The 26,389-nt window shown below is 72.8% G+C and carries 22 protein-coding genes and 1 pseudogene; 8 read left to right on the forward strand and 15 right to left on the reverse strand.

The annotated features are described in order from the left end of the window. Window positions 1-153: 153 nt before the first annotated feature. Window positions 154-630, reverse strand: coding sequence for an Lrp/AsnC family transcriptional regulator (locus tag ACFWBB_RS04875; RefSeq protein ID WP_385267004.1), 477 nt, complete (start codon window positions 628-630; stop codon window positions 154-156). Window positions 631-931: 301 nt separating this feature from the next. Here ACFWBB_RS04875 and ACFWBB_RS04880 point away from each other — a divergent pair, with 301 nt between their 5' ends. Together ACFWBB_RS04880 and ACFWBB_RS04885 are read left to right on the forward strand one after the other, a co-directional pair. Continuing rightward, window positions 932-2,443, forward strand: a complete 1,512-nt coding sequence (locus tag ACFWBB_RS04880; protein ID WP_385267006.1) for an FUSC family protein — start codon at window positions 932-934, stop codon at window positions 2,441-2,443. 146 nt (window positions 2,444-2,589) lie between these two features. Beyond that, window positions 2,590-3,630 (forward strand): lactonase family protein, encoded by a 1,041-nt coding sequence (locus ACFWBB_RS04885; RefSeq protein WP_385267009.1) that lies wholly within the window; start codon window positions 2,590-2,592, stop codon window positions 3,628-3,630. 183 nt (window positions 3,631-3,813) lie between these two features. Here the strand turns inward: ACFWBB_RS04885 and ACFWBB_RS04890 are convergent, their stop codons facing one another. The 4 genes from ACFWBB_RS04890 to ACFWBB_RS04905 form a co-directional block, all read right to left on the reverse strand. Then, window positions 3,814-4,737: a sirohydrochlorin chelatase gene (locus ACFWBB_RS04890; RefSeq protein WP_385267012.1), complete on the reverse strand. Its 924-nt coding sequence runs from the start codon at window positions 4,735-4,737 to the stop codon at window positions 3,814-3,816. Window positions 4,738-4,936: 199 nt separating this feature from the next. After that, window positions 4,937-5,890, reverse strand: coding sequence for an N-acetylglucosamine kinase (locus ACFWBB_RS04895; protein WP_385267149.1), 954 nt, complete (start codon window positions 5,888-5,890; stop codon window positions 4,937-4,939). 128 nt (window positions 5,891-6,018) lie between these two features. After that, window positions 6,019-6,696 carry a uracil-DNA glycosylase gene (locus tag ACFWBB_RS04900; protein WP_385267015.1) on the reverse strand — a complete coding sequence of 226 codons (678 nt, stop codon included), beginning with the start codon at window positions 6,694-6,696 and terminating at the stop codon, window positions 6,019-6,021. 81 nt (window positions 6,697-6,777) lie between these two features. Beyond that, the gene (locus ACFWBB_RS04905) at window positions 6,778-7,929 is read right to left on the reverse strand and encodes a WD40/YVTN/BNR-like repeat-containing protein (RefSeq protein ID WP_385267017.1); all 1,152 of its coding nucleotides are present in this window, start codon (window positions 7,927-7,929) and stop codon (window positions 6,778-6,780) included. A gap of 213 nt (window positions 7,930-8,142) precedes the next feature. On the opposite strand from ACFWBB_RS04905, the gene ACFWBB_RS04910 reads away from it, so the two are divergent. Beyond that, on the forward strand, window positions 8,143-8,724 hold the full coding sequence (locus ACFWBB_RS04910) for a hypothetical protein (RefSeq protein ID WP_385267019.1): 582 nt from the start codon (window positions 8,143-8,145) through the stop codon (window positions 8,722-8,724). Between the two features lie 401 nt (window positions 8,725-9,125). Here the strand turns inward: ACFWBB_RS04910 and ACFWBB_RS04915 are convergent, their stop codons facing one another. Then, window positions 9,126-10,946 (reverse strand): acyl-CoA dehydrogenase family protein, encoded by a 1,821-nt coding sequence (locus ACFWBB_RS04915; RefSeq protein ID WP_385267021.1) that lies wholly within the window; start codon window positions 10,944-10,946, stop codon window positions 9,126-9,128. 73 nt (window positions 10,947-11,019) lie between these two features. Here ACFWBB_RS04915 and ACFWBB_RS04920 point away from each other — a divergent pair, with 73 nt between their 5' ends. Continuing rightward, complete coding sequence (locus ACFWBB_RS04920) at window positions 11,020-11,772, forward strand: PaaX family transcriptional regulator C-terminal domain-containing protein (protein ID WP_385267023.1); 753 nt, start codon at window positions 11,020-11,022, stop codon at window positions 11,770-11,772. A 118-nt stretch (window positions 11,773-11,890) separates the two neighbouring features. Here the strand turns inward: ACFWBB_RS04920 and ACFWBB_RS04925 are convergent, their stop codons facing one another. Beyond that, window positions 11,891-12,706: a pectate lyase gene (locus ACFWBB_RS04925; protein WP_385267025.1), complete on the reverse strand. Its 816-nt coding sequence runs from the start codon at window positions 12,704-12,706 to the stop codon at window positions 11,891-11,893. Between the two features lie 670 nt (window positions 12,707-13,376). Between ACFWBB_RS04925 and ACFWBB_RS04930 the strand changes: the two genes are divergently transcribed. After that, window positions 13,377-14,678, forward strand: a complete 1,302-nt coding sequence (locus ACFWBB_RS04930) for a PHB depolymerase family esterase (RefSeq protein WP_385267028.1) — start codon at window positions 13,377-13,379, stop codon at window positions 14,676-14,678. A gap of 58 nt (window positions 14,679-14,736) precedes the next feature. On the opposite strand, the gene ACFWBB_RS04935 is transcribed toward ACFWBB_RS04930, so the two are convergent. Next, entirely contained in the window at window positions 14,737-16,113 is a 1,377-nt protein-coding gene (locus ACFWBB_RS04935; RefSeq protein ID WP_385267030.1) for an FAD-dependent oxidoreductase, read from the reverse strand. Window positions 16,114-16,319: 206 nt separating this feature from the next. Here ACFWBB_RS04935 and ACFWBB_RS04940 point away from each other — a divergent pair, with 206 nt between their 5' ends. Beyond that, complete coding sequence (locus ACFWBB_RS04940; RefSeq protein WP_385267151.1) at window positions 16,320-16,943, forward strand: DUF6214 family protein; 624 nt, start codon at window positions 16,320-16,322, stop codon at window positions 16,941-16,943. Window positions 16,944-17,069: 126 nt separating this feature from the next. Here ACFWBB_RS04940 and ACFWBB_RS04945 read toward each other — a convergent pair whose 3' ends face one another. Continuing rightward, the gene (locus tag ACFWBB_RS04945; protein ID WP_385267032.1) at window positions 17,070-17,708 is read right to left on the reverse strand and encodes a DUF305 domain-containing protein; all 639 of its coding nucleotides are present in this window, start codon (window positions 17,706-17,708) and stop codon (window positions 17,070-17,072) included. Between the two features lie 190 nt (window positions 17,709-17,898). Between ACFWBB_RS04945 and ACFWBB_RS04950 the strand changes: the two genes are divergently transcribed. Continuing rightward, window positions 17,899-19,401 (forward strand): LVIVD repeat-containing protein, encoded by a 1,503-nt coding sequence (locus ACFWBB_RS04950; protein ID WP_385267035.1) that lies wholly within the window; start codon window positions 17,899-17,901, stop codon window positions 19,399-19,401. Window positions 19,402-19,514: 113 nt separating this feature from the next. Here the strand turns inward: ACFWBB_RS04950 and ACFWBB_RS04955 are convergent. From ACFWBB_RS04955 to ACFWBB_RS04980, 6 genes and pseudogenes are all read right to left on the reverse strand, one after another. Further along, window positions 19,515-20,183 (reverse strand): annotated as a pseudogene (locus tag ACFWBB_RS04955) (TetR/AcrR family transcriptional regulator); the annotation flags it as partial. 202 nt (window positions 20,184-20,385) lie between these two features. Continuing rightward, a complete protein-coding gene (locus ACFWBB_RS04960) occupies window positions 20,386-21,075 on the reverse strand; it encodes an HAD family hydrolase (protein WP_385267153.1) in 690 nt (229 codons plus the stop codon). Window positions 21,076-21,090: 15 nt separating this feature from the next. Continuing rightward, window positions 21,091-21,657 carry a hypothetical protein gene (locus ACFWBB_RS04965; protein ID WP_385267037.1) on the reverse strand — a complete coding sequence of 189 codons (567 nt, stop codon included), beginning with the start codon at window positions 21,655-21,657 and terminating at the stop codon, window positions 21,091-21,093. After that, window positions 21,654-22,325 (reverse strand): phosphatase PAP2 family protein, encoded by a 672-nt coding sequence (locus tag ACFWBB_RS04970; RefSeq protein ID WP_385267040.1) that lies wholly within the window; start codon window positions 22,323-22,325, stop codon window positions 21,654-21,656. Before ACFWBB_RS04970 ends, ACFWBB_RS04965 begins: the two co-directional genes overlap by 4 nt. Window positions 22,326-22,652: 327 nt before the next feature. Next, window positions 22,653-23,588 carry a M56 family metallopeptidase gene (locus ACFWBB_RS04975; protein ID WP_385267043.1) on the reverse strand — a complete coding sequence of 312 codons (936 nt, stop codon included), beginning with the start codon at window positions 23,586-23,588 and terminating at the stop codon, window positions 22,653-22,655. A 92-nt stretch (window positions 23,589-23,680) separates the two neighbouring features. After that, window positions 23,681-24,232 (reverse strand): DUF5134 domain-containing protein, encoded by a 552-nt coding sequence (locus ACFWBB_RS04980; RefSeq protein WP_385267045.1) that lies wholly within the window; start codon window positions 24,230-24,232, stop codon window positions 23,681-23,683. 144 nt (window positions 24,233-24,376) lie between these two features. On the opposite strand from ACFWBB_RS04980, the gene ACFWBB_RS04985 reads away from it, so the two are divergent. Further along, on the forward strand, window positions 24,377-26,098 hold the full coding sequence (locus tag ACFWBB_RS04985) for an FUSC family protein (protein WP_385267047.1): 1,722 nt from the start codon (window positions 24,377-24,379) through the stop codon (window positions 26,096-26,098). Window positions 26,099-26,389 lie beyond the last annotated feature (291 nt).

A 26,389-nucleotide genomic window follows, 5' to 3' on the forward strand; every position in this document is an offset into this window, starting at 1 on the left:
GTGCTGCTCCTCCGGTCCACAGGTGATCGGCACAGGCGATCGCCATTCGTTGTCCGATATGACGAACGGTGTGCGGATGGTCGACCAGACGTTAGAGGGGTGATGAGGGGTCGTCAACGGTCCTGACGGGACGGAAAGTTGCGAACGCCGGCGTTACTTCCCGGCCGCCCGCCCGATCGACTCCACCAGCGGCAGCAGCCGGTGCGGCACCCGCTCGCGCAACGCGACCTCGGAGCGCGTGCGGACCACGCCGGGCAGGCTGATCAGCTTCTGGATCACGTCCTCCAGGTGTGCGTTGTCGCGCGCCACGACCCGGGTGAGGAGGTCGCCGCCGCCGGTGATGGAGAACGCCTCCACGATCTCCGGTACGGCGGCCAGCGCGTCGCCCACGTCGTCGAGGTGGCCCTGGGTGACCTCGATGTGCACGAACGCGAGCACCGGGTGGCCCAGCGCGGCGGGCGAGAGCGACGGCGCCGTGCCGGTGATCACGCCGTCCCGCTCCAGCCGGTCCAGGCGGGCCTGAAGGGTGCCGCGCGCGACGCCCAGGAGCCGGGCGTACTCCCGCACGCTCGTACGCGGCTGCTCGAGCAGCAGACGCAGGATGCGGGTGTCCAGCTCGTCCACGGCCATCCGGCGGACCTCCTCGCACGTTCGTGATCGGCGCCGACTGTACCAATGGCCCAGGGCGATGGACGGCGCGCGGGCCAACGGGAGTGGGGGAGCCCTCGACGACGGTGTGCCGTTGGCAGGCTGATGGCGGAGAGAATCTCCCCTCGACAGATCCAATGGCTCAGTGAAAGTGATCCCTGTTGAACCACCAGCCCTCCGGATGCTCAAATGGCGGAGTCGATGGCGCTGCGGACCCCCGCGGCGCCTTTTCCATGCGCCCACCGTGCGGTTGGGGCGCAGGGTGGGGAAGGGGCGGGGCAGCTTGCTGAAGAGGGCGTTCGTGGCACCGGATCCCGGGCGGGTGCGACTGCGGTTCGCCTCGCGCGCCGTGCTCGGTATCGGGCTCGCCGTCGCGCTGTGCGCTCTGACCGGGCATTCACTGGTGGCGACCATCACCGGTGGCCTGGCGGCGCTGCTCGCGCTGTTCACGGTCACGGACGCGACGGTGCGCGGACAGGCCGTGACCACCGCGCTGCTCCCGGTCGCCGGGCTGCCGGTGCTGACTCTCGCGGCCGTGCTGCACGACGTGCCCGTCGCCCGTGACGCGGCCTTCCTCGCCGTCGTGGGGGCGGGGGTGTACGCCCGGCGCTGGGGGCCGCGCGGGCACTCGCTGGGGGTGTTCGCGTTCATGACGTTCTTCGCCGCCCAGTTCCTGCACACCGTCCCCGGCCGGCTGCCCGAGCTGAGCGCGGCCGTCCTGCTGTCGATCGCCGCGTCGTCCGCGGTGCGGTTCGGGCTGTGGCCCTACGAGCGACGGCAGCCGGCGCCGGCGACCGTCGCCCCGCCGACCGGCGGGACGGGACTGGCGCGGATCACGACGCGGCAGGCGGTGCAGGCGACCGTGGGCGCCGGGATCGCCCTGGTCGTCGGGCAGGCGCTGTCGGACCAGCGGTGGTACTGGGCGGTGGGCGCCACCTGGTGGGTGTTCGTGAACACCACCTCGCGCGGCGAGACCCTCGTAAGGGGATTCCGGCGGTTCCTCGGGACCGTCCTCGGGATCGTGCTGGGCCTGGTCGTGGCCGTGCCCCTGCACGGGGAGCCGGCGGCGACCGCCGTGGTAGTCGCCGTCGGCGTCTTCGGGATCTTCTACTCGGCCGCCGTTTCGTACACCTGGATGATGCTCTCCGTCACCGTCATGGCGAGCGCGCTCTACGGGCTGCTCGGCCTGCTCGACCCGGCGCTGCTCGCCCTGCGGGTGACCGAGACGGCCGTGGGGGCGCTGGGGGCGGCGCTGGCGGTGCTGCTGGTGCTCCCGGTGACCACCCACTCCGTCACCGACGCCTGGGTGGAGCGTGCGCTGCGCTGTGTGCACCTCTGCACCGCCGAGGCCGCCGCCCGGCTCGCGGGGTCCGCGGCGGCGGACCCGGCCGGGCGAGTGGCCGAGCTGGAGCGGATCCTCGCCCGGGTCCGGCTGTCCCTGGCTCCGCTGGTGCATCCGCTCAGCCCCCTGCGGGCGCGTAAGGGCCGGGCCCGGCACGTGCTGGCGCTGCTGGACGACTGCGCCCGTGAGGTGCGCGGGCTGGCCTCGGTCGCCGCCGACCCCGAGGCCTCGCACGACACGCGGCTCGTCGCCGCCTGCTGGCGGGTGGAGGCCGCGGTCGAGGCGCTCACCGCCCCGTCGGCCGACGGACGGCGCGGCCCGGTGGAGACCGCCGCGGTCCCGCTCGGCGCGGCGTCCGAGCCCGTGCTGGCCCATCTGCACGCCCTGGAACAGGCCCTGCTCGAACTCGCCGGGCCGCTGCGCGGCTCCGGTCGCGTCTCGATCGGCGCCTGAGCGGGCGCGGCCTCGACGCGAAGGCTCACCGGCGTGGTGCCGTCCGCGCGTGAGCGTGCCTGGTCTAGACCGCTGGTGATCGACTGCTACCGTCACCCCGAGCAGCAGCGTCAGCAGCGGCAGCGGCGACCCGGGAGGGGACAGCGGTGGCAGACCTCGGCGGAAGGCGACGGCGGGCGTTCATCGGCTCGTTCACGGCGGCTGGAGGGCCCGGGATCGTGGCCGCCGCCGTGGATCCGGCCAACGGCGCGCTGACCGTCCTGAACAGCGTGAACGCCGTCCCCGACCCCTCCTACCTGGCCCTGTCCGCCGCCGGGGACACGCTCTACGCGGTCAGTGAGACGGTGGACGGCGCGGTGGTCGCGTACCGGGTGACGGGCGACGCGCCGGAACAGGCCGGGCCGCCCGTGCCGGTCGGCGCCAGCGGCCCCACACACCTCAGCGTGTTCGACGGGCACGTCCTCACCGCCAACTACGGCTCCGGCAGCGTCACCGCCGTCCCGGTGCGCCCGGACGGCACCCTCGCCCGGGTCGCCTCCGGCATCCTGTGGCACACCGGCTCCGGCCCGCACACCCGGCGTCAGCAGGGCCCGCACGCCCACCACGTGCAGCCCGACCCGAGCGGGCGCTGGGCGCTCAGCGTGGACCTCGGGACGGACTCCGTTCGGGTGTGCGACCTGCGCGACGGCAGCCCGGTCCTGCACCGGGAACACGCGATGCGCCCCGGTTCCGGACCGCGTCACCTGGCCTTCCACCCGGGCGGAAGACACGCCTACGTGGTCAACGAGCTCACCCCGACCGTCACCGTCTGCCGCTGGGACGCCTCGGACGGCTCACTGAAACCGCTGGCGGAGGCCGCCGTGCTGCCCGGCGCCCCGGCCGGGGACGCCTACCCCTCGGGCCTCGCCGTCTCACCCGACGGCCGGTTCGTCTGGACCGCCACCCGGGGCGAGGACGTGCTCTCCGTGTTCGCCGTGGAGGGCGCGGGGGAGGCGCTGCGGCTGGTCGGCACCGTGCCCTGCGCCGGACACTGGCCGCGGGCCCTCGCCGAGTCCGACGGATACCTGTACGTCGCGAACGAACGCTCCGGTGACGTCACCTGGTTCACACTCGACCCGGAGACCGGCCTCCCCCGCCGAGCCGGCTCGATCCCGGTCCCCGCGGCCTCCTGCGTCATCCTCGGCTGACCCGTTCCGGCCGGGGCCGGTGCCCCGCCCACCCCGGCCGCGCCCGGACCGCGTCGACGCGGAGGGCCCGCTCCGTACCCGGACGCTTTACCAACAGCGTCCGTACCCGGAGCGGGCCCTTCGTTCCTGCTGCGTCCGTACCCGGAGCGGGCCCTTCGTTCCTGCTGCGTCCGGACCCTCGGCTCAGCGGACCGGCGCGCCCTGCGGCTGCGGCGGGGCGATACCCAGCGCGGTCGTGTACTTGGCCAGCGCGAGCTTGCCGATGGCCGGGTAGGGGCCGAGCGCCTCGGCGGCGGCGCAACCCGCTTCCCTGGCCGCCTCCTCGATCAGCGTGGCGTCGATCTCCGGGCCGATCAGGTAAGGCGCCAGCGCCAGCTGCTGCGAGCCCGAGGAGCGCAGCTGCTCTGCGACGGAGGCGATGGAACCCTCCTGGTCGAGAGCCGCGGCCATCACCGGCACGGCGAGGCGCGCGGCGAGCAGCATGCCGGTGATCCCGGCGGCCTGCACGGCCTCCTCGCCGCCCACGGAGGCGAGGATGATGCCGTCAGCCGCCGTGGCCACGGTGAACAGCCGGGCGCGGTCGGCGCGGGCCAGACCCGCCTCGGACAGCCGCACGTGCAGGGCCTCGGCGAGCAGCGGGTGCGGACCGAGCACATCGGTCAGTTCGGCCGCGATCCGGCTCTCCATCACGGCCTGGCGGACCTGGCGCAGCAGCGCGCCGTCGGGACCGGCCAGCAGGGGCACGACCACGCCGACCGGGCCGTCGGGCTGCTTGACGTCCAGACCGGCGGCACGTGCCTGCTCGAAGCGGGCGGTGCGTTCGCCCGCGGCGTGCGCCAGGACGGACTGGAGGGTCGGGAAGCCGGCGTCGTCCCCGTCGAGGTAGCCGATGCGTGCGTCGAGGCCGGGCAGCTCGGAGCGGGCGATGCTCACGATCTCCTCGGCGAGGCCGCGGGTCGCGGCGCTCGGCGGGCCCGGCACCGCGAGGACGAGCGCGGGCGCGCCCTCGGGAGCCGCCAGCGGCTCGGGTCGGCGGTGCCGCCCGGGCTGGCGAGGCCGCGGCATTCGTACTGGCAGGCCGGACGCGGGCCCAGTGGGGGAGCTCATGGCGACGCATGTTACTGGCTTCCTGGGCTCCCCTGTTCGGGGAGGGTGCACGTGAGCGGTATCCGTCCGGTTTTGTCTGATGAGTTACGTACGGATCAGAAGTGATCAGCATGTTTTCCAGGTGACTTGCCCTCGGAGGGGGTAATCCCCCTTTTGGGGCATGACGTACGTTCCCTACGCACGATGCATCAGTCGGGCGTCAGCCGGGGCCCACCACCGACAGCAGTCTCTCCTCGCGCGGCAGCGTGAGCGCGCCCGTCGCCAGTGCGGTGGCGATGCGCAGGGCGCCGTCCAGCGGACCACCCCCGGCGGGCACCCGCAGGGCATGCGGCAGCAGTCTCGCCAGTTCCTCCGCCAGGGGAACGAGGAGGGGGTCGCCCACCTCGAACAGGCCACCGGCGAAGGCGATCCGGGGTTTCCCGCCGGCCGGGCACACGGCGGCCGCCGACTCGGCCATGTGCCGGGCCGCCGTACGCAGGACGCCGGCGGCGACCGCGTCGTCCCGGGCGCAGGAGGCCACCTGCGGCGCGAAGGAGGCGAGGACGGCCGGGCGGTCCGGGCGCGGGTAGAGCAGACCGGGCAGCCCGCTCATCGGCCCGAACCGCTCCTCGGCCAGGGCGAGCAGCGCGGCGGATCCACCGGGGCGCCCGTCGTACGCGCGCAGGGCGGCCTCCAGACCGGCCCGTCCGATCCAGGCGCCGCTTCCGCAGTCGCCCAGCAGATGGCCCCAGCCGTCCGCCCGCCGCCATGCCGTCAGGTCGGTGCCGATCGCGATCAGACCCGTGCCCGCGGCCACCACGGCGCCCGGCCGTGGCCCGAGCGCGCCGACGTAGGCGATGACGGCGTCGGCGGCGAGCGCGGTCGTACGGACGCCGAACTCCCGCGCCATGGCGCCCGGCAGCTCGGCGCGCAGCGCGTCACCCAGCGTGCCGAGCCCCGCCGCGCCCACGACCGCCGTGGCCGGCCGGGATATACCGGTCTCGGCCGACAACGCCCGGACCAACGGGGTCAGTTGCGCCATCAGATGGTCCGGGTCGATGCCCCGCGCACCGGTGCGCACGGGCACCTCGGACGACCGCCGGGCGAGGGCACCCCGCCCGGCGGTCCCCAACGCGACCCGAAGACCGGATCCACCCGAATCCACGGCGAGGATGCCGTCGCGGCCGTCGCTGCCACCCCCGCCGTTGTCACCGCGGGCGGTCGCGGTGCCGGGCCCGGAGCTGCCGCCGGTGCCCTCGCCGGAGCCGTCCCCGAAACCGTCGCCAGGGCCGGCGTCGGCGGTCACGGCAGGCGCCAGTCCACCGGCTGCCCTCCCTGCCGCACCAGCAGGTCGTTCGCCCTGCTGAACGGCCGTGAGCCGAAGAAGCCGCGGTCCGCAGACATGGGGGAGGGGTGCGCGGACTCCACCGAGGGCAGGTCCCCCAGCAGCGGACGCAGGTTACGGGCGTCCCGCCCCCACAGGATGGACACCAGGGGCTTGCCGCGCGCCGCCAGCGCCCGTATCGCCTGCTCGGTGACCTCCTCCCACCCCTTGCCGCGGTGCGCGGCCGGCTTGCGCGGAGCCGTGGTGAGCGCCCTGTTGAGCAGCAGCACCCCCTGCTGCGTCCACGGCGTCAGGTCGCCGTTGGACGGCTGGGACACGCCCAGGTCGGTACTGAGCTCCCGGTATATGTTGATCAGGCTGCCGGGCAGCGGGCGGACCTCCGCGGCGACCGAGAACGACAGACCCACCGCGTGCCCGGGCGTCGGATACGGGTCCTGCCCGACGATCAGGACGCGGACGTCGTCGAAGGGCTGCTGGAAGGCCCGCAGGACGTTCTGTCCGGCGGGGAGGTAGGTGCGTCCCGCGGCGATCTCCGCGCGCAGGAAGTCGCCCATCTCGGCGATCCTCCCGGCGACAGGTTCGAGGGCCTTCGCCCAGCCGGGTTCGACGATCTCATGCAAGGGTCGTGGTGCCACGGCGTCACCCTACTGCCGTACACACGGCGTTGATCAACCAGTGGCCAAGGCCGGCCGGCCGCCCCTCGCGCGCCGTTCGGCTCATCCGACCACCGCGGCCCGTACGCACAGGACGTCCGGCAGGTGCGAGGCCAACTGCCGCCAGCTGTCGCCGTCGTCGGCCGAGGCGTACACCTCGCCGTTGCGGTTGCCGAAGTACACGCCCGCCGGGTCCGCGTCGTCCGTGCACAGGGCGTCGCGCAGCACCGTGCCGTAGTGGTCCTCCTGCGGCAGGCCCGCCGTGAGCGGCTCCCAGTTCTTGCCCGCGTCCGACGTACGGAACACACGGCAGCGGTGGTCGGCGGGCACCCGGTCCGCGTCGGCGTTGATCGGGAAGACATACGCCGTCTCCCCGCGGGCCGGGTGCGCGGCGACGGCGAAGCCGAAGGTGGAGGGCAGGCCCGCGCCGATGTCCGTCCACTGCCCGCCTCTGTCGTCACTGCGGTAGACCCCCCAGTGGTTCTGGAGGTACAGGCGGTCCGGATTCGCCGCGTCCCTCGCGACCTTGTGCACGCACTGGCCGAACTCCGGGTTCGGATCCGGCAGGAACACGGCGGAGACACCGGAGTTGGCGGGCGCCCAGCTCGCGCCGCCGTCGGTCGTGCGGAACACCCCTGCGGTGGACACTGCCACGGTCACCGAGCGCGGGTCGCGCGTGTCGGTGAGGACCGTGTGCAGACCCTCCCCGCCGCCGCCCGGCACCCACTTCGAGCGGGTGGGGTGCTCCCACAGGGGGCGGACCAGCTCGAAGCTCTCGCCCCGGTCCTCCGAGCGGTACAGCGCGGCCGGTTCCGTGCCCGCGTACACCACGTCCGGCTCGGCGGCCGCCGGGTGCAGCTGCCACACCCGCTCCAGCGAGGCCTCCGTGTCCTGCGGGAACCTGACGGCGGGCGCGGCCGGTTCGGTCCAGGTCCGGCCGAGGTCGTCGGAGTGGAACACCGACGGACCCCAGTGCGCGCTGTCGCCGCCAGCCAGCAGCCGCGGGCGCTCGCCGCGGGTGTCGACGGCGACCGAGTAGATCGCCTGCGCGTTGAAGTAGGGGGATTCGTCGAACTCCCACGAGCCACCGCGCCGACGCCCGATGAACAGGCCTTTGCGCGTGCCCACGGCGAGCAGTACCTCGGTCATGCCGATCACCTCCGCTGTGCCTCTGACGTCCTTGTCACAGACACCGGCCAGTCTGCACCCCACCACTGACAGTCACCTCTGGAAACGCCGTCGCCGCAGGTCAGGGCGGCGACGGCAGGTCGGGAGCGCATGACGTCGGCCACTTTCGCCGGGACGCCTGCGCGGGCGACGGACCCGTGGGACCGTCGAAACGAGGGATTCGGCCTGAGCATCGGGGCCGCCCGCCCCGTATGGGAGGGCGGCCGGGGTGTTCATGTGCTCATGAGGAGGAAGCCTGCGATGGCGTTCCGTGGTCCGAAGGTGTGGCTGTGGCGCTGGCGGCGTAATCCGCTCAAGCGGCGCGCCGACACGGTGGAGGCCTGGGTCGTGCTCGGCGCGTGGGCGCTGACCGTCCTCGTCGGGATGGTGGCGGGGTGGGCGACAGCCGGGTCCGTCGAACACGGTCTGGCGCGGGAACGCGTCGAGTGGCGGCCCCTGACGGGGCGGCTGACCGAGCAGGCCCCGGGCAGGGCCGCGTCGAGCGGTTCCTCCAGCGGTGATCAGGTGTGGGCGAAGGTCGGCTGGATCGGACCGGACGGTTCCACGCACAACGGTCAGGTCCGGGTCGGACCCGGCAGCGCCTCGGGCACCCCGGTCACGGTCTGGACGGACCGGGAGGGCCGCCTGGTGACGAAACCCGCCACCGCCTCCCAGGCCAGACTGCGCGCCTCCCTCGTCGGCGGCCTGGCCGGGGTCGGCGCGGCGGCCCTCCCCTTCGCCGGTGGCCGTGTCCTGCGTGGCCGCCTGGAACGCCTGCGCGTGGAACAGTGGGACACCGACTGGGCCCGCTTCGACGCCTTGTGGGGCCGCCCGACCGGCTGACCCGCCCCGAGCCTCCGTCCTGGTGGACGCGGGCCCGGCGCACAGGCCACGCGCCCGTGCGACGCGGTCGCCTGGAGGCCATGCCGTCGTCCAGGCGGCACGCCGTCGTCCGGGTCACCCGCGGTCGGGTGCCTGTAGGGCCCCCGACGACCCGCCCCGAGCCTTCGTCCTGGCGGACGCGGGCCCGGCGCACCGGCAACGCGGTCGCCCGGACCGCATGCCGGCGTCCGGACCGCATTGCGGTCGTCGGAACAGGGCGTGGCCGGTCGTAGGGACAGTGCGCGTCCGGTCGCCGGGACAGTCCGGGTCGTCCGTCCGGGCAATGCGCGGTCGGCCGGCCGAGCCCGGTGTGACGCGCGTTCCGCACGGGCCGGTCGACCGGTCGCTGTCCGCGCGCGAGGTCAGTCCGTGGCGGGGAGGCTCCGCTCCAGGATCCCGTCGACGTCGGCGGCGTCCGGGAGGGTACCGAAGGCGTACCCCCAGTCGCCGCCCAGCCGGGTCGCGCAGAAGGCGTCCGCGACGGCGGGCGGGGCGTGCCGTACCAGGAGCGAGGCCTGGAGGGTGAGGGCCATCTGCTCCACCAGACGGCGGGCACCGGACGGTGTCGCCTCGCCCAGCCGGACCCGCAGCCGCGAGACGGCGGCGTCGAGGCGGGCGTCCGCCCCCTGCGCCAGGGCGAGTTCGCCGAACAGGGCGTCCGCGGTCGCCGGCTCCCGGGTCAACGCCCGCAGCACGTCGAGGGCGTTGACGTTGCCCGAGCCCTCCCAGATGGACAGCAGGGGCGCCTCGCGGTAGTGGCGTGGCATTCCGGAGTCCTCCACATAGCCGTTGCCGCCCAGGCACTCCAGGGCCTCCGCGGTGAAGGCCGGACCCCGCTTGGTCACCCAGTACTTGCCGACGGCGGTGGCGATCCGGCGGAAGGCCTGCTCGGCCCCGTGGCCGTCGTCTGCGCGGACCGCCCGGTCGGCGGCCCCGGCCAGCCGCAGCGTGAGCGTGGTGGCGGCCTCCGACTCGAGCGCCAGGTCGGCCAGCACGTTGCGCATCAGCGGCTGGTCCAGCAGCCGCGCCCCGAACGCGCTGCGGTGCCGTACATGGTGCCCCGCCTCGACGAACGTCTTGCGCATCAGCGTCGCCGACATCATCACGCAGTCCAGCCGCGTGCAGTTGACCATCTCGATGATGGTCTTCACGCCCTGTCCCTCCGGCCCGACCAGCCAGGCCACGGTCCCGTCGAACTCGGGCTCGGCGGAGGCGTTGGAGCGGTTGCCCAGCTTGTCCTTCAGCCGCTGGACACGGAACGTGTTGCGGGTGCCGTCGGGCAGCACGCGCGGCACCAGGAAGCACGAGAGCCCGCCCGGCGCCTGCGCCAGCACCAGGAAGACGTCGCACATCGGCGCCGACGTGAACCACTTGTGCCCGCGCAGCGTGTACACACCGGGCTCTGCCGTTGGCGTGGCCGCCGTCGTGTTCGTCCGGACGTCGGAGCCGCCCTGCTTCTCCGTCATCCCCATGCCCGCGAGCAGCCCGCGCTTCGTCGTCGGCACCCGCAGCCCCGGGTCGTACTCCCGGCCGGTCAGCAGCGGTTCGTAGACGGCGGCGAGCTCCGGCTGGCGGCGCAGCGCCGGGACGGCCGCGTAGGTCATCGACGTCGGACAGCCGTGCCCGGCATCCGTGTGGCCCCAGGCGAGACCGCCCGCCGTGCGCGCCACGTGGGCGCCCGGCCGGTCGTCCGCCCAGGGGGCGCCGGCCAGCCCCTCCGCGACCGCGACCCGCATCAGCTCGTGCCAGCTGGGGTGGAAGTCGACCTCGTCCACGCGATGGCCGTACCGGTCGTGCGTGCGCAGTACCGGCTCGTGCCGGTTGGCCAGCTCGCCCCACTCCTGCGCCTGGACGCCGCCCGCCAGCAGGCCGATCCGGCGGACGTCCGGCTCCGCCCACCCGGCGCCCTCCCGCCGCAGACCCTCGAGCAGGGCTACGTCGTCGGAGGCGTCGTACGGCGCCAGGGGCGGCGGCTGATTGGTGACGTCGTGCGTGCCGGACGCCGAGACGGAAGACGGAGGCTGCGCCTGCACCTGTACCTGCGGCTGAGCCTGCGCCTCCACCTGCGGCTGAGCCTGCGCCTCCACCTGGGACTGAGCCTGCGCCTGCGCCTGCGTCTGGGGCTGCGACGGAGGCCGCGACGGCGTCTCGGACGGAGCGAGTGTCTGGACCTTGGCAACCATGGCAACCATGTTGCACCTGCTCTACGGCTGTAGCAATAGTGCAACACCTGAGGCGCACGTACAGTACGTCCCCATGCGGATGAACGTCTCGGCGCGGCCCGGCGAGGTCGACCTGCCCCCGCTGTCCGCGCGGTCGGTGGTCCTGAGCCTGTTGCTGGGCATACACCCGCCCGAGCTCGCGGCGAAGGAGCTGGTGCGCGGGGTGGAGCCCTTCGGCGTCGGCGGGTCCACGGTCAGGGCCGCGCTCAGCCGGATGGTGACGGCCGGCGATCTGCGCCGGACGGACGGCGTCTACCGGCTCAGCGACCGGTTGCTGGAGCGCCGGCGTCGCCAGGACGACGCCGTGCATCCGGACACGCGCGTGTGGGACGGCGGCTGGGAGATGGCCGTGATCACCGCGACCGGTCGCGGCCCCGCCGAGCGCGCCGAACTGCGCGGCCGGCTGAGCGCCCTTCGGCTCGCCGAGCTCCGCGAGGGCGTCTGGCTGCGGCCCGCCAATCTGGGCCGGCCCTGGCCCGTGGATCTCGGGAACGTCCTCCAAAACTTCACCGCCCGCCCCGACACGCCCGCTCCTGACCTGGCCGCCGCTCTGTGGCCGCTCGACACCTGGGCGCGAACGGCCCGGGCCCTGCTGGCCCACGTCGAGGGCTCCCACCGGCCCGCCGACCGCTTCACGGCCCTCGCGGCGGTCGTACGGCATCTGCTCGCCGACCCGGTGCTGCCGGCCGAACTCCTCCCCGCCGGCTGGCCGGGACCCGCCCTGCGCACCGCCTACCTCCACCATCGGCACAGGCTGACGGCCATGGTGCCGGGGCCGGACGCATAGGTACGGCGGCCGCGCCCCGGGTGCGGCGGCCCTGTCGTAGGTGCGGCGGCCGTGCGAAGCGCCGTGCGGGGACGCTTCGTACGGCCGCCTTCTCACCGTGGGGGGACCGGAGGGGGCATTACTTGTAGGTGATGTCGGACGAGGCGTACTTGCAGTAGGTCCCGTCCGCACCGGTGCCGTTGGTGGTCGGCTCCTTGCCCGTGTTGTTTCCGATGTACTTCTGGCACGGGATGATCTTCTTGCTGCTGTCCCCGACGATGGTGATCTTCTTCAGGGTCGCGCTGTCGCCGTAGTTGGTGTTGATGCCGACGAGCCGACTGCCCTTGTACGTGGCCTCGATGGTGTTGAGGTTGATCGTGCGCTTGTACTGGCCGCTCTTGCAGTTGCCGCAACTGCGCACGAAGGTCCCGAAGTTCTGGACGGCGAAGTTCGAGACGTTCAGCGTCCCGGCGCCGTTGAACTGGAACACCTTGTCGCTGGCCTCCTTCGCCCCGCCGCCGGAGACGGTGTAGACGTTGGACGACGAGGAGCCCAGGAAGGTCGCGGCGTCCTCGCCGACGTCCTCCCACCAGACGTTCTGCAGCGTGCAACTGCCCAGGCAGTGGATGCCGTCGGCGGCGGGGGACCCGATGATGACGTTCTTCAGGACCGCGCCGGCCGCGAGCTCGAGGATCGGGCCCTGGTCCTCGTCCTGGCCACCGGTGCCGAGGTCGCCGTCGCCATAGAGGCGCTTCATCCCGTAGTCCTTTGTGCCGGAGACGGAGATGGTGGCGGTGACCGCCTGGCTGCCGTTCGCGGTGGGCCAGGTGGCGGCGCTCGCGGGGGTGAGCGCTCCACTAGTCATGATCATGCCAACTGTGAGGCCGACGGCGGCGAGCCCGCCGGTGAGTGCGCGGGTGCGCCGAGGTGCTGCCGGACTTGCTGGTGAAGCCATGTCCCGATGCCTTCTTCCAGGTGGGGGGTGGGGAGAGCGCCCCGGATGGCCGGAGCGCTCCGGGTGGACCGGGGGTTACCGAGGGAGGGTCGGGACCGCCGCCGTCGCTGGAGTGGCGGTCGCCGCTCCGGGGGCGGACCTTTGCGCCTGCGTATGCGGGGGCCCTCCATGTATGCGGTTGCGTCCCTTCGGTGAGGAAGAGGATGAAGTTGATGGTCAGGTATGTGAATGTCGTGCGTCACGCTGCATGACGAATGTAGGCGGTGTGGCCCTCTGTGGGGTCGAGGTGAGCGGCTCGGTCACACTGCTGAACGGAACGTAGAGGGCAAGCGCTTTCTAGTCAACGCTTTGCGCAGAACACATCCGGCCACCCGGCCGGGCTTCGGTCAATGAGCAAGGGCTTGCGGAGAGTTGCTGTGGGAGCGCTTCCATGACCGGCATGCGCATGCCACCATGCGAATCGGACGCCTCCCTCCATGACCTGTCGGGAGGTGGGCCGCCGCGCCGACACCATCCGCTGTGCCGCACCGACGCCGTCCGCGGAGCCGCCGCTTCTTGCTCGCGTCCCGGGTCCCGCCGGTGCACCACGTTCCCGCTCGCACACCTCGGGTCCCCGCTCACGCACCTCACGTACGACGCCCCCGAACCGCTACCGGAAAGGGACAAGCGCGTGTCGAACTCCTTTGGGAGAGCCCTGCGTTCGTCGTTGGGGGCCTTGCTGCTCCTGCTCGCCGCCGCTCTCCTCACCGCTCCCTCCGCCTCCGCGCGCCCGCAGGCCGCCACGCCGGTCCCGGCCGCCACCCTCACCGAGGTCACCGGCTTCGGTGCCAACCCCAGCAATCTCCAGATGTACGTGTACGCGCCGGCCACCGTCACCGCCCACCCGCCGGTACTCGTCGCCGTGCACTGGTGCGGGGGCTCCGGGCCCGCGATGTACTCGGGCACCGAGTACTCCCAACTCGCCGACCGGTACGGCTTCGTGGTGGTCTATCCGTCCGTCACGCGCAGCAGCAAGTGCTTCGACGTCTCCTCGCCCCAGGCGCTCAGGCGCGGTGGCGGCAGCGACCCGGTCGGCGTCAAGTCGATGATCGACTGGGTGACCGCCGCCTACGCGGCCGACACCGGCCGGGTCTACGCCACCGGTATCTCCTCCGGGGCGATGATGACCAACGTCCTGCTCGGCGACTACCCCGACGTGTTCGCCGCCGGATCCGCCTTCTCCGGCGTCCCCTTCGGCTGTTTCGCCACCACCGACGGCTCCGAGTGGAACAGCGCCTGCTCGGGCGGCACCGTGATCCACACCGCTCGGGAGTGGGGCGACCTCGTCCGCGGGGCCTACCCCGGCTACGCCGGGTCCCGGCCGCGGATGCAGGTCTGGCACGGCACCGAGGACGACGTGCTGCGCTACCCCAACTTCGGTGAGGAGATCAAGCAGTGGACCGATGTACGGGGCGTGGGCCAGACCCCCGCCGCCACCGACTCGCCCGCCTCGGGCTGGACCCGCACCCGGTACGGCGGTACGGGTGACCAGGCTCCCGTGGAGGCCGTCAGCCTCCAGGGCGTGGGCCACAACCTGTACGCCTGGGGCATGGCCGCCCGCGTGATCACCTTCTTCGGCCTGGACGCCTCCGGCCCCACCCCGCAACCCCAGCCCGGCAGTTGCCGGGTGACCGCGACGACCAACGCCTGGAACACCGGTCTGACCGCCTCCGTGACCCTCACCAACACCGGGACCACCACGGTCGACGGCTGGCAGCTCGGCTTCACCCTGCCCTCCGGCCAGCTGATCACCAACGGCTGGGGTGCCACCTACGCGCCGTCCTCCGGAGCGGTGACGGCGACCAACGCGGCGTACGACGGCAGACTCGCCCCCAGCGCGAGCGTCACCATCGGCTACCAGGCGAACCACACGGGCAACAGCGCGGCCCCCGGCGCCTTCACGCTCAACGGAGCGGCGTGCGGCACGAGTTGATGTTCAGGGGGTGGTCGGGTGACCGGCCGCCCCCGGCGGGTCGGACGCCTTGTCGACCTCACCGGTGTTGCTGCCGTGTCTCCCGTGCACCGGCCGCGGCCGGACCCGCCGCCGTCCGCAGCGCCGCCCAGTCCGGCAGCTTCACCACACCCCTCCCCAGAGAGGCCCCCAGTTCCGCCTCGGCCCGTTCGATCGCCAGCCAGCCGGCCCATCCGACGGGTTCGGCTCCGGCGGCCCGCAGCAGCCCGAGCGGTTCGCCGGGAAGCTCCCGCCGTACGAGGGCGGGGCCGTCCGCCAGCAGCGACGTCGCCGTCTCCTTCGCGCACGGCCGGTTGGTGCCGATGACCCCGGTGGGGCCCCGCTTGATCCAGCCCGCCACGTACTCGCCCGGCGCGACCGCCCCGCCGCGCAGCACGCGCCCCGCCAGATGCGGCACCGTGCCCCGCTCCGGATCGAACGGCAGCCCCTCCAGCGGCACCCCGCGATAGCCCACCGACCGCAGTACCAGCTGCGCCTCGATGTCCTCGTGCCGGCCGGTGCCCGTCACCCCGCCGTGAGCGTCCGGAGCGGTCCGCTCGAAACGTACCGCGCCCACCCGGCCGCCGTCGCCGAGCAGTTCGACGGGCCGCAGGAAGAACCGCAGCCGGATCCGTCGCCGGGCGCCCGGGGCCGGTGTGGCCGCCGCCCAGCCACGCAGCACCTCCACGTTGCGCCGCTGTGCGGCGGGCAGGCCGGAGGAGTCGCCGTACGCCGGATCCAGTGCCAGCTCCGCCTCGTCCACGACCACCTCGGTGTCCGGCAGACCGGCCAGCTCGCGCAGCTCCTTGGTGGTGAAACGGGCCTGGGACGGGCCGCGCCGTCCGACCATGTGGATCTCGGTGACCCCGCTCGCCGCCAGCGCGGTCAGCGCCGCCTGGGGCATGTCGGTCGGACTCAGCTCGGCCGCCCGCCGGGCCAGGATCCTGGTGACGTCCACCGCGACGTTCCCCACGCCCACCACCACGGCCGAGCGGGCGCCCCGCCGGAAACCGTCGGCGGCAGCGTCGGGGTGAGCGTTGTACCAGGAGACGAACTCCGTCGCCGACCAGCTGCCCCGTAGTTCCTCGCCGGGGACACCGAGGTGCCGGTCGGTCGCGGCACCCACGCAGTACACGACCGCGTGGTACAGCTCGCGCAGCCGGGCCGTCGGCACCCCGTCCGTTCCGACCCTGATCCCGCCGAGGAAGCGCACCCGCTCGTGTTCGAGCACCGAGCGCAGGTTGTTCTGCAGCGACTTGATCTTCTCGTGGTCGGGAGCGACGCCGTACCGCACGAGCCCGTACGGGCACGGCAGCCGGTCCAGGACGTCGACGAGCACGTCGGGGTCCTGCTGGACCAGGCTCTGGGCGGTGTAGACCCCACTCGGTCCTGAGCCGACGACGGCGACACGCAGCACGGCGGAACTCCTTACCCAGGGGGACGGAGGAGATCGCTGGTGCCTCCAGCATCGCACCAGGGTGGCTCCGCTGACAGGGTGCCGCGCGGGCTCGGTGCACGCGTGTCCGTTCGTATGGAATGTGATCATGCGGTTACGTTGCGTGTGTGCTAGAAGCATCGTTTCTTGATCTTTCTGATCGTTCCGCCGAGGACGGCACAGTGTCCGTGTGGCCGGCGTGGGAGATCCGGGAGGCCGGAGGCGCCACTTGCTGGTTCCACGTCCGGCTGGGGTTCACCGACGGCGCGCACGTCGAGCTGCTGGCCGTCGTCTCCGGGGAACGCGTCTCCGTCGAGGACGTCCGCGCCCAGCCGCCCCTGTCACTCGTGGACCTGACGGTGCTCGCGGACTGGATCGGGGGACCGCTGTTCGAGAGGTGCGGCCAAGGCGGTTCCGAGGCGGAAGACCCGGCGGTCATGGAGGACCCGCAGGGCGCGCAGGACCCGGAGGGTGCCCACGGCTTGCACGGCTTGCACGGCTTGCACGGCTTGCACGGCTTGCACGGCTTGCACGGCGTCGATTCCGTCGACGGTGTGGACGACGTGCGCGATCTGACCGCTGCCGGGGAGGCCGGCGAGCGGCTCGGTCCCGGGCGGGCCCGCCCGGCCTGGCCGCGCGGCATGGAGGGACGGCGGCTGGTGGCGCGGGAGTACCGTGCGGCCCAGGACGAGGGATCGGACCCCGTCCTGGCGGTCATGTGCGCGACGGGACGCAGTCGTCGCAGGTCACTGAGGCTGATCGCGCAGGCGCGCGACGCGGGCTACCTGACACCGCGTCACGCACGACGCTGACCCGGTCCGTGGCCCTGATCGACGGATGGGATCCGGGGACGGGATCCGGGGACGGGATCCGGGGACGGGATCCGTGGATGGGATCCGTGGACGAGGTGCGCGGACCGGGCCCGTCGACGAAAGGTGTTACCGCATCCCGCGCATCCGCGTGATCTCACTCGTCTGCTGTGCGATCACGTCGTCCGCCATCTCCTCGATCCGCACGTTGTTGCCGTGGGCCTTGACGTCCGCGGCCATGGTGAGGGCGCCCTCGTGATGGGTGATCATCAGGGTGAGGAAGAGCGCGTCGAACGCCTTGCCGTGCGCCGCGCGCAGCTCGGTCAGCTGTGCCTCGGTGGCCATCCCGGGCATCGCGGTGTGCTCGTGCTCGCCGCTCGCCTCGTCCTCCCCGTAGGTCTCGAGCCAGCCCTTCATGGCCTTGATCTCCGGCCCCTGCGCGGCGCCGATCCGTGCGGCGAGGCCCTTGACCGCCTTCGACTCGGCCTGCTTCGGGACGAGTCCGGTCATCTCCAGGGCCTGGGCGTGGTGCTGGATCATCATCCGCGCGTATGCCACGTCGGCGGAGTTGGGCGTGTCGTCGTCGGCGCGCTGATCGGCCGCGTCCTGGGCGGAGAGGGTCCGGTTCGACTCGCCCGGCTTGCCCGGCGCGATCACCGAAGGGCCGCTCGCCGCGCCCGACTTGGTGTCCGGCGCGGAGTCGCACCCCGCGAGGGCGAGCGCGAGCAGCAGCGAGGCTGAGACGAGGGGCACGCGGCGGACGAGCACAACGACCTCCTGAAGCAGGTGAGTTGAGGGCGGGGGACCGTCCTCGACTGGATCTTTGCACCATGGATCGCGCTACGAGTCGGAAAGATTCATTACGAGTGCGTTGCCAGCCTTTGATATGTGCATGATGAAGACGATACTTCGGAGCACCGCGAACCGTTCCTCGTGAACGGCGACAAGGGAGGACACAGTGACCCTGTTGAACGACCTTCGAACGCGCCGCAGACGGCTGGGGGTGGCCGCCGCGTGTACCGGACTCCTGGCCGCGCTGCTGACGGCCGTCCCGGCGGCCGCGACCCCCGACCCGGGGGACGGTCCGGCCGTGGAGCAGCAGGTGTCCCAGGGTGCCAGGGCCGAGGCGGCGGCGGCGATCGCCGACGGCGAGATACCGGGACAGGACGAGATCGTCCATTCCGACAACATCGAGCACCTGGCGAACATCCCCAAGGACGCCTTACCCGGCACCAACTCGGACCTCGCCTTCCAGGGCAGGTACGCCTTCTCCGGCAACTACGACGGCTTCCGCATCTTCGACATCAGCAACCCGAAGTCCCCGAAGACGGTCGCCCAGGTGCTCTGCCCCGGCTCGCAGAACGACATCTCCGTCTCGGGCGACCTGCTCTTCCTGTCGACCGACTCCTCGCGCAGCGACAGCAGTTGCAACAGCACCACGCAGCCGGTGACCGAGAAGTCCTCCTGGGAGGGCATGAAGGTCTTCGACATCAGCGACAAGGCGAACCCCAAGTACGTCGCCGCCGTCGAGACCGCCTGCGGCTCGCACACCCACACCCTGGTGCCCGAGCGCAAGAACGTCTACATCTACGTCTCCTCGTACTCGCCGAACGCCGCCTACCCGGACTGCCAGCCCCCGCACGACGGCATCTCGGTCATCAAGGTGCCGCGCAAGACGCCGGAGAAGGCCGCGCTCGTGGGCTTCCCCGTGCTGTTCCCGGGGGAGGGCCCGGACGGCGGCGGCAACCCGGGCTCGCCCACCAACCCCGGCGTCTCCAAGACGACCGGCTGCCACGACATCACGGTCCTGCCCTCCAAGGACCTGGCGGCGGGCGCCTGCATGGGTGACGGCATCCTGTTCTCCATCAAGGACCCGGAGCACCCGAAGGTCATCGACCAGGTCCAGGACAACGTGAACTTCGCGTTCTGGCACTCGGCGACCTTCAACCAGAAGGCGAACAAGGTCGTCTTCACCGACGAGCTGGGCGGCGGCGGCGCTGCCACCTGCAACGCGGCGACCGGCCCGGACAAGGGCGCCGACGGCATCTACGACATCGTCGGAAAGGGCGACAAGCGCAAGCTGGTCTTCCGCGGCTACTACAAGATCCCCCGCCACCAGGCGGACACCGAGAACTGCGTGGCCCACAACGGCTCGCTGATCCCGGTCAAGGGCAAGGACATCATGGTGCAGGCCTGGTACCAGGGCGGCGTCTCGGTCTGGGACTTCACCGACTCCTCGAAGCCGAAGGAGATCGCCTACTTCGAGCGTGGTCCGCTCGACACCCAGGTGCTCAGGGGTGGCGGCTCCTGGTCGGCGTACTACTACAACGGTTACATCTACTCGAACGACATCGCCAAGGGCTTCGACGTGCTGAAGCTCAACGACCGGCGCACGGACCCGGCGAAGCGGGTCCACCTGCGTGAGCTCAACGTCCAGACCCAGCCGGACTACTTCGACTGATCCACGGCCGACTGATCCACGGCCGACTGATCCACGGCCGGGTGATCCACGGCCGGATGATCTCCGACCAGCTGATCCCCGCCCGACCGATCCCCGTCCGACCGATCCCCGGTCGGACGGGGGCCGGCCGGCGCTTCCGTCGCGAAGAAGCGTGACAGATCGGTGCCGGTACTCCCGCCGGGCGCCTCGGCGTCCGGCGGGATCCCCTGCTCCCAGCCGAGCCGGTAGCGCGCGAACAGTTCGGCGCGCAATGTCGTGAGCGGCAGGGGCACGTTCGGCAGCACCATCGCGTAGACGGCTCCCATCAACTGGGAGCGCAGCATCGGGTAGTCGTGACCGATGTCCTGCGAACCGTGCCGGGCGGCGGTCTCGCGCAGCAGTTCGGCCAGCCGCTGCTGCTCCGGGCACTGCACGAAGCCCTCGGCCTGCAGCAGTCCCGCCATGTGCTGGCGCATCAGCACCGTGCGGTCCCGGGCCAGCCCCAGGATGCCGTCGATGGCCCGCGCCATCAGCTCCCGGCCGTCCTCGGTGCGCGGCTCCCGCTCCAGCGCCTCCTCCAGCGTGCGGTGCATCAGCCGGTGCACGGCCGACTGGACCAGCTGCCGCTTGCCGGGAAAGTAGTACGACACCAGACCTCGCGCCGAACCGGCCCGGTCCGCGATGTCACCGAGCGTCGTCGCCTCGTACCCGTGCTCGCTCACCAGCTCCACCGCGGCCTGAAGGAGCCGCTCCCGGGAACGCCGCCGCAATTCTTCATTGACCGAGGCGCTGCGCGGGGACATTCTGTAACTCCTGCGTTGACTGGCTGCCAGCCAACTATACTCAGGGCATCCCGGTGGGTTCCGCTTCGGAACACGCCGGCTGCCGCCTGCTCTGGGCGACGCGGGGGATCGTCCAGAGTGGGCGTGCTTTTCCCGTAACGGTGGCCTGAGGCGACCGTCAGCGGCCGGCACGCCGGGGGCCCACGACGCCGGGGCCCGCGGGTCACCCCACCAGATCGAGCACCGCCCGCAGGGCGTCCGGACGTTCGGGCGCCGGCAGATGGTCCACGAAGTGCACCGCACAGCCCAGCGCCGCCGCTCCGCCGTCCGCGCGGCGGTCGTCGCCGACCATCAGGGTCGTGCCGGGATCGGCGTCCAGCCTCTCGCACGCGAGCGTGAACAGCCGTGGATCCGGCTTCTGAATCCCGTGTTCGTACGACAGCACGTACGCGTCGACGTACCGGTGCAGGCCGTGCTCCCGGAACACCGGCCTCAGGTCCCAGCCGATGTTGCTGATCACGCCGATCCGGCAGCCGCGCTCGCGCAAGCCGCTCAGCACAGGGAGGGCGTCGGGGTAGGGGGCCCAGGCCGCCGGCATTCTGTGCCGTTCGTACAGCGCGTCGTGCAGCGCCGGATCCGGCAGCGTCACCTGGCGGGACAGGCCGGTGTACGCGGCCCGGTGCAGCTCGGCGCTCTCGTCCCGCACCCGCCACAGTCCGGCCACCTCGGCGGGCAACCGGACGGGAGCCGCCCCACCCGGCAGCGCGCCGGCCGTCTCCAGCGCCCGCGCCTTCTCGACGAGCTCGGACTGGGGCAGCGGGCTGCCCGCCGCTTCCAGTACCGCCCGCAGCCAGGACTCGGCGGACTCGATACGGAACAGGGTCCCGGAGAAGTCGAACAACACGGCTGTCATGCACATGGGTCGAGTCTACGAACCGTGCGGCTCGCGCGGGCCTCGTGCTTCTTTCCCACCCTGTCGGCCTTGCCGAGCGAGCGGAGTCACGTTCCAGGCGAGCGGGAGATCGCTGTCGCAGAACACGCAGACGAACACTCCCTCCCGCACGACGTTGTTCTCCTCGCAACCCTCGCAGCGCCGGAACACCAGCGCGTGGGTGAAGCCGTCGGAACGGCCGATGCCGGCCCGGTCCAGTGCGGCGGCCACGGCGGGCCAGGAGTCGGGGTCCGGGCAGTAGCCGGTGGACTGATTACTGACCTCGTGGACGTGCGGCCCGTGCGGGGTGCGGCGGAACGAGATCTCGCCCGCACCCAGAACGTCCCCGCCGCCCGCGCAGGCCACGTGCTCGCTGCGCCGGGGCGCGAGCCGCAGCAGGCCGTCGAGACCCACCACGTACGTGAACGGTTCCCCGTCCTCCGCCTCCGTGTACGGGTCCAGGTCCTCGGCGCGGCGGATCACCCGGCCGCCGGCACCGGGAAGGACCGCTCGCCGCACGTCCTCGGGTCCCACGTAGGTGTAACACCGCCCCGGCAGTGTCATGGACGCCATCGCAACCGTGCCGCGATCGCGAGCGCCACCAGCGTGCCGCCCAGCAGCCAGCCGCCCAGGACGTCCGTGGGCCAATGCACACCGAGCCAGATCCGGGTCAGTCCCACGCCCACCACGGAGATCACCGCCACCGCCAGCGCCGTACGCCACAGGGCAGGGGCGACGCCGTGCCGGTGCAGCAGCCACAGCAGAAGGCCGAACACCACCGTGGCGGTGAGTGCGTGCCCGGACGGGTACGCCGCGTAGTGGGCGGAGTCGACCGGGTCGGGCCAGACCGGACGGGCGCGGCCCGCCCCCGCCTTGAGAGCCTGCTGGATCAACGTGCCCACCGCCGACGTGGCGACCAGCCACCCGGCCGTCCACCAGGCCGCGTGCCGCCACACCAGCCACACGGCGACCGCCGCACCCAGCAGCCGTATGGTCAGGGGGTCCCACACCCAGTCCGTGAGGATGCGGCAGGCCTGTGTGACGCCGGGGCCGGCGACGGCCCAGCGGTGTGTGGTGCGGGAGATGTCCCCGTCGACGGAGATCAGGGGACGCCACTCGGCCGCGACCAGGACGAGGAGCAGGGCGGAGCACAGCCCAAGGGTCAGTCCGGTCCGGAGAGCCGTGCGCAGGGCCGAGAAGCGGGGCGGGGGGCCGACGGACGGGGGGTACATGGGGAAATCCTCGCCGAACGGTGGGTCCGGAGGCGAACCGGAGGTGGTGTGCCCCGGCTCCCGGCCGGCCGGCAGGCAGGCAGCTTCGCCCTCTCGTGCGGCTCGTTCGTCCTCCCGTGCGGCCCTCTTGCCCCCAGTGCGGCCCTCTCGTCCTCCCGTGCGGCCCTCTCGCGTTCCGCCGCCGGCTGTCCGGTCCGGGCCGGCTGTCCTCGTCCCGCGTGGCCGTCGTGCTCCGGGGGCGGCGGGCAACCCACCCTGCCTGTCGCCCGCCCCGGCTCCGGCGCGGCCAATTGCGTTTCCGGGGTGGGTCGTTCGGCTCGGTGGCGCTCAGCCCAGGGTGCGCAGGGCGGGTGCCAGGGTTACCAGTACCGGGATCACCGGGACGAGTGAGGCCGTCGCCGTCAGCCGTAGTCTGCGGGCCGCGGTGAGCCGGTCGGGCGGTGTGAGCAACCGGTGTACACGTTTGGGGACATGAGCCTGCGGGGCGGGGGAGGGTCCGAACACGCCCCGTTCCTCGTTGAGTTCGACCAGCGCCAGCGCGGTGGTCAGCCGGCCGAAGCGGCGCGAGGCCATGTCGTCGGCCGACAACTCGACCAGCCGGTGCATCTCGTCGCGGAACGCGGCGAACACCGGCACCTGCGGAAACCCCGTGGCCAGCGCCTTCGAGCAGTTCAGCAACCAGTCGTGACGTGCCTGGGCGTGCCCCTGCTCGTGCGCGAGTACGGCATCGACCTGACGTCCCTTCAGTCGGCGCAACGCAGCAGTGGTGACCACCAGTTGAGGCGTCGGACCGGCCAGCCACCAGGCATCGGTCCGCTCGGCCTCCAGTACGAGCAGCCGACCGGTCACGGACTCCTCGCCCGGCAACAACGGCGCGCGCAACCGGAGTTCGGCGTGCCGGGTCCGGCGTCCGGCCCGGCTCCGCAGGACCTCCCGCACGAGCATCGCCCCGGTCCACAGCCCTCCGCACGCGAGCGCCACCGCGGTCGCGGCCGCCCAAGGACCCGTCGTGCCCGGCGCGTACGCCTCCACCACCGAGCGCGGGGCCGGCGCGAAGACGTGACCGCGCACCGCCTGCCAGGCCGCCGCCGCGCTGAGCGTCATCGCCAGCGCGCAGCACAGCAGGACCGCGGCCACCACGCACTGCCACGCCCACAGGGCGACCACCGGTTCGCGGTCCGGCCAGTCGGCCCGGGCGATCAGCCGGGGGGCGATCACGGCGGTCAGGGCACCGAGCAGCAGCAGTACCGCGGGGACCATCATGGGCAGCACCCTACGAGCGGCGCACCGCTCAGGGGTACGGCCGGCCACGGCGAAGTGACGCAGACCACGCACCGGCCGCGCACCGGCCCGGTTCACATCGTCAGCAGCATGGCGAGCATCCCGATCCCCATGGACAGCCGGCACGCCCGCGCCACTTCGGGCCGGTCGCTCCAGGCGACGGCGGCGACGGCGGCTCCACCCGCTCCGGGCACCGGCAGCAGCCGGACCCCGGCGAGGAGGACGTATCCGGTGAAGTACAGCAACAGCACCTCCGTCAGGATCGGCACACCGGATCCGCCGTGTCCGTGCGGGTGCGCGGGCGCGGCGGCCATCGCGGCCGCCATGTAGACCATGGCCCCGGCGCCGACCAGATGGTGCAGATGATGGGCGCTGGTGCGGGCGGCCCACAGGGCCCGCAGCGCGGCCGCTCCGAAGACCGCCGCGAACGCCGGCCAGGCCCACGCCGGCGGAGTGAACGCGGCCGGGGGCACGGCCATCGCGGCCATCCCGAAGCCCATCAGCGCCTCGCCGCCCGCGGCCCTGCGCTGTTCCTCGACCCCGCTGCGCATCCGCAGCAGGCAGTAGGCCCCGGTCGCCGCACACAGCGCCACCAGCAGCCAGCCGGGCGAAGCCGGTCCGTGCACGCGCACCTCCCCGCTCGACGTCGCAAGTCGAGGATTGCGATGCCCACGGCGCACCAAGCGCACGCGGGCGCAAGGGGGTACACGGGGAGCGTTCGAAGAGGCACGAGATATTTCACGGGTAAAACACATGCTAAATTCACATGTATGAGCAGTGCGACCCCCCAGCGCCCCCAGCGCCCCCAGCGCCCCCGACGTTCCCGCCCGGCGAGCGGTTCCGGATCCCGCCCCGGACACCGCTTTCCGATCGCCGGTGTACTGCGCCTCGGCCGGCCCTCGGACATCTGGTTCAAGCCCGCCCTGAGCGTGATCGCCGCGGTCGCCCCGCCGAATCTGATCCTGCTGGCGCTGGGGCGGCTCGACCTGGCGATGTACACGATGGCCGGGTCCCTCTGCGCGCTGTACGCCCACAACCGCCCCTACGCGGCCCGGGCCCGTGTGCTGGCCCGGGTGGTCCTGGGCATGACCGGCGGCCTCGCCGTCGCCCTGCTCGCGGCCTCGCTCACCACCGACGCCGTCGCCCTGGTCACCGTCGGTGCCCTCCTCGCGGCCGCCCAGAAGGTCCTCTGCGACGCGACCCGCCTCGGCCCGCCCGGCAACGTCGTCCTCACCTTCATCAGCTCCGCCGCGCTGTTCATCCCGCAGACCCTAGGGCAGGTCCCCGCTCATCTGGGGCTGGCGCTCGCCGCGGGCGTCTGGGCCTGGCTGATCGGCATGGCGCCCGGGCTGCTGCGGCCGCACGGGCCCGAGCGTCGCGCCACCGCACACGCCCTGAACGCGGCCGCCGCCCACGCCGCGACGGACGGCACCGCCGACGGCCACGCCCGGACCCGCGCCGCCGCGGCCGCCGCGGTGCACGCCGCCTGGCAGACCCTGCTGTCGGCCCGGGCGACGGAGACCCGGCGGGCCCTGGAACGTCTCGTCGTCCGAGCCGAGATCGCCCTCGCCGCCCCCACCGACACCGACCCGGCGCGGCTGCGCGACTGGGCCCGCGAACTGCGCGGCACCGGCCCGGTCCGGCACCCGGGCGACCTCGTGGACGACGACGAACTCCTCGGCATCGACGCCGAACTCGCCTACGGGCGACCGTCGTTGTGGCTCCGTCTCGGCCCCCTCGCGCCGATCGCCGCACGCACCGCCCTCGGCTGCGCCTTCGCGGGGTATGTCTCCCTCGCCCTCGGTGTCGGCCGCCCCTACTGGGCCCTGGTCACCGCCGCCTCCCTCTATCAGGCGAACGTGACGCTCACCTGGAGGCGCGCAGTCCAGCGCGTCGTCGGCAACCTGCTCGGCGTTCTCGCCTTCGCCGCGCTCGTCCCGCTCACCCACCTCACCCAGGCGGCCCTCGTCCTGGTCTGCCTCGCCCTGAACTTCGGCGCCGAGGCCCTGATCAGCCGCAACTACTGGCTCGGCAGTGTCTGTGTGACCCCGATGGCTCTGCTCATCACCGAGTTCGCGCAGGTCCAGGACTCGGGCCGACTGATCACCGAGCGGCTCGTGGACACCCTCGTCGGTGCCGTGGTCGGCTTCGTCGCCGCGGTCGCCGTCACCAACCGCCGGGCCGGCGATCGGCTCGGACACGCCCTGACGGCCGTCGAACGGGCCCGCGAACAGGCCGCCCGCCTCCTGGCGGACCCGCGCCCCGCCCCCGGCGCCCTGGAGTCCGCCCGCCGCGGCCTCGCCGCCGCTCTGGTCGACCTGCGGGACACCGCCGACGCGGCGTCCGGCGAGTGGTGGCAGCGGGCGCTGCCCGAGGAGCGGGTCGTGTCGGCCGAACAGTCCGGACACCGTACGCTCGCGGCGACGGTACGGCGCCAGGGGCTGCTCCTGGACCGGGAGGCGAGCACGGGAGCGGAGGACGTACGGCGATGACGGCGACGCAGAGACGGGCGGCGGCCGGGAACGAGACGAACGGGTCGGACGGGGCGCGGGAACCCTCGGCGACCGAGGACGCACCACGGGAGCGACGGCCCTCGGCCGACGAACCCGAAACCCCCGACGACCGCCCGAGAACCGTCGGCGGGGCCACCGCCGGACGCGCCGCCGGGCCTACGAGTGGCACCGGGCCGAGTGACCCCGCGCAGGGCAGTGACCCCGCGCAGGGCAGTGACCCCGCGCAGGGCAGTGACCCCGCGCAGGGCAGTGACCCCGCGCCGGACAGTG

The organism is Streptomyces sp. NPDC060000 (assembly GCF_042737375.1).
In the GTDB taxonomy this organism is placed as follows: domain Bacteria; phylum Actinomycetota; class Actinomycetes; order Streptomycetales; family Streptomycetaceae; genus Streptomyces.

What these genes read in the sequence shown, in the direction of transcription:
- ACFWBB_RS04915 (WP_385267021.1), bottom strand. Translation starts at nt 10,946, where the DNA reads ATGGTTGCCAAGGTCCAGACACTCGCTCCGTCCGAGACGCCGTCGCGG.
- ACFWBB_RS04925 (WP_385267025.1), bottom strand. Translation starts at nt 12,706, where the DNA reads ATGGCTTCACCAGCAAGTCCGGCAGCACCTCGGCGCACCCGCGCACTC.
- ACFWBB_RS04890 (WP_385267012.1), bottom strand. Translation starts at nt 4,737, where the DNA reads ATGAGCTCCCCCACTGGGCCCGCGTCCGGCCTGCCAGTACGAATGCCG.
- ACFWBB_RS04965 (WP_385267037.1), bottom strand. Translation starts at nt 21,657, where the DNA reads ATGACACTGCCGGGGCGGTGTTACACCTACGTGGGACCCGAGGACGTG.
- ACFWBB_RS04875 (WP_385267004.1), bottom strand. Translation starts at nt 630, where the DNA reads ATGGCCGTGGACGAGCTGGACACCCGCATCCTGCGTCTGCTGCTCGAG.
- ACFWBB_RS04960 (WP_385267153.1), bottom strand. Translation starts at nt 21,075, where the DNA reads ATGACAGCCGTGTTGTTCGACTTCTCCGGGACCCTGTTCCGTATCGAG.
- ACFWBB_RS04970 (WP_385267040.1), bottom strand. Translation starts at nt 22,325, where the DNA reads ATGTACCCCCCGTCCGTCGGCCCCCCGCCCCGCTTCTCGGCCCTGCGC.
- ACFWBB_RS04910 (WP_385267019.1), top strand. Translation starts at nt 8,143, where the DNA reads ATGGCGTTCCGTGGTCCGAAGGTGTGGCTGTGGCGCTGGCGGCGTAAT.
- ACFWBB_RS04985 (WP_385267047.1), top strand. Translation starts at nt 24,377, where the DNA reads ATGAGCAGTGCGACCCCCCAGCGCCCCCAGCGCCCCCAGCGCCCCCGA.
- ACFWBB_RS04920 (WP_385267023.1), top strand. Translation starts at nt 11,020, where the DNA reads ATGCGGATGAACGTCTCGGCGCGGCCCGGCGAGGTCGACCTGCCCCCG.
- ACFWBB_RS04975 (WP_385267043.1), bottom strand. Translation starts at nt 23,588, where the DNA reads ATGATGGTCCCCGCGGTACTGCTGCTGCTCGGTGCCCTGACCGCCGTG.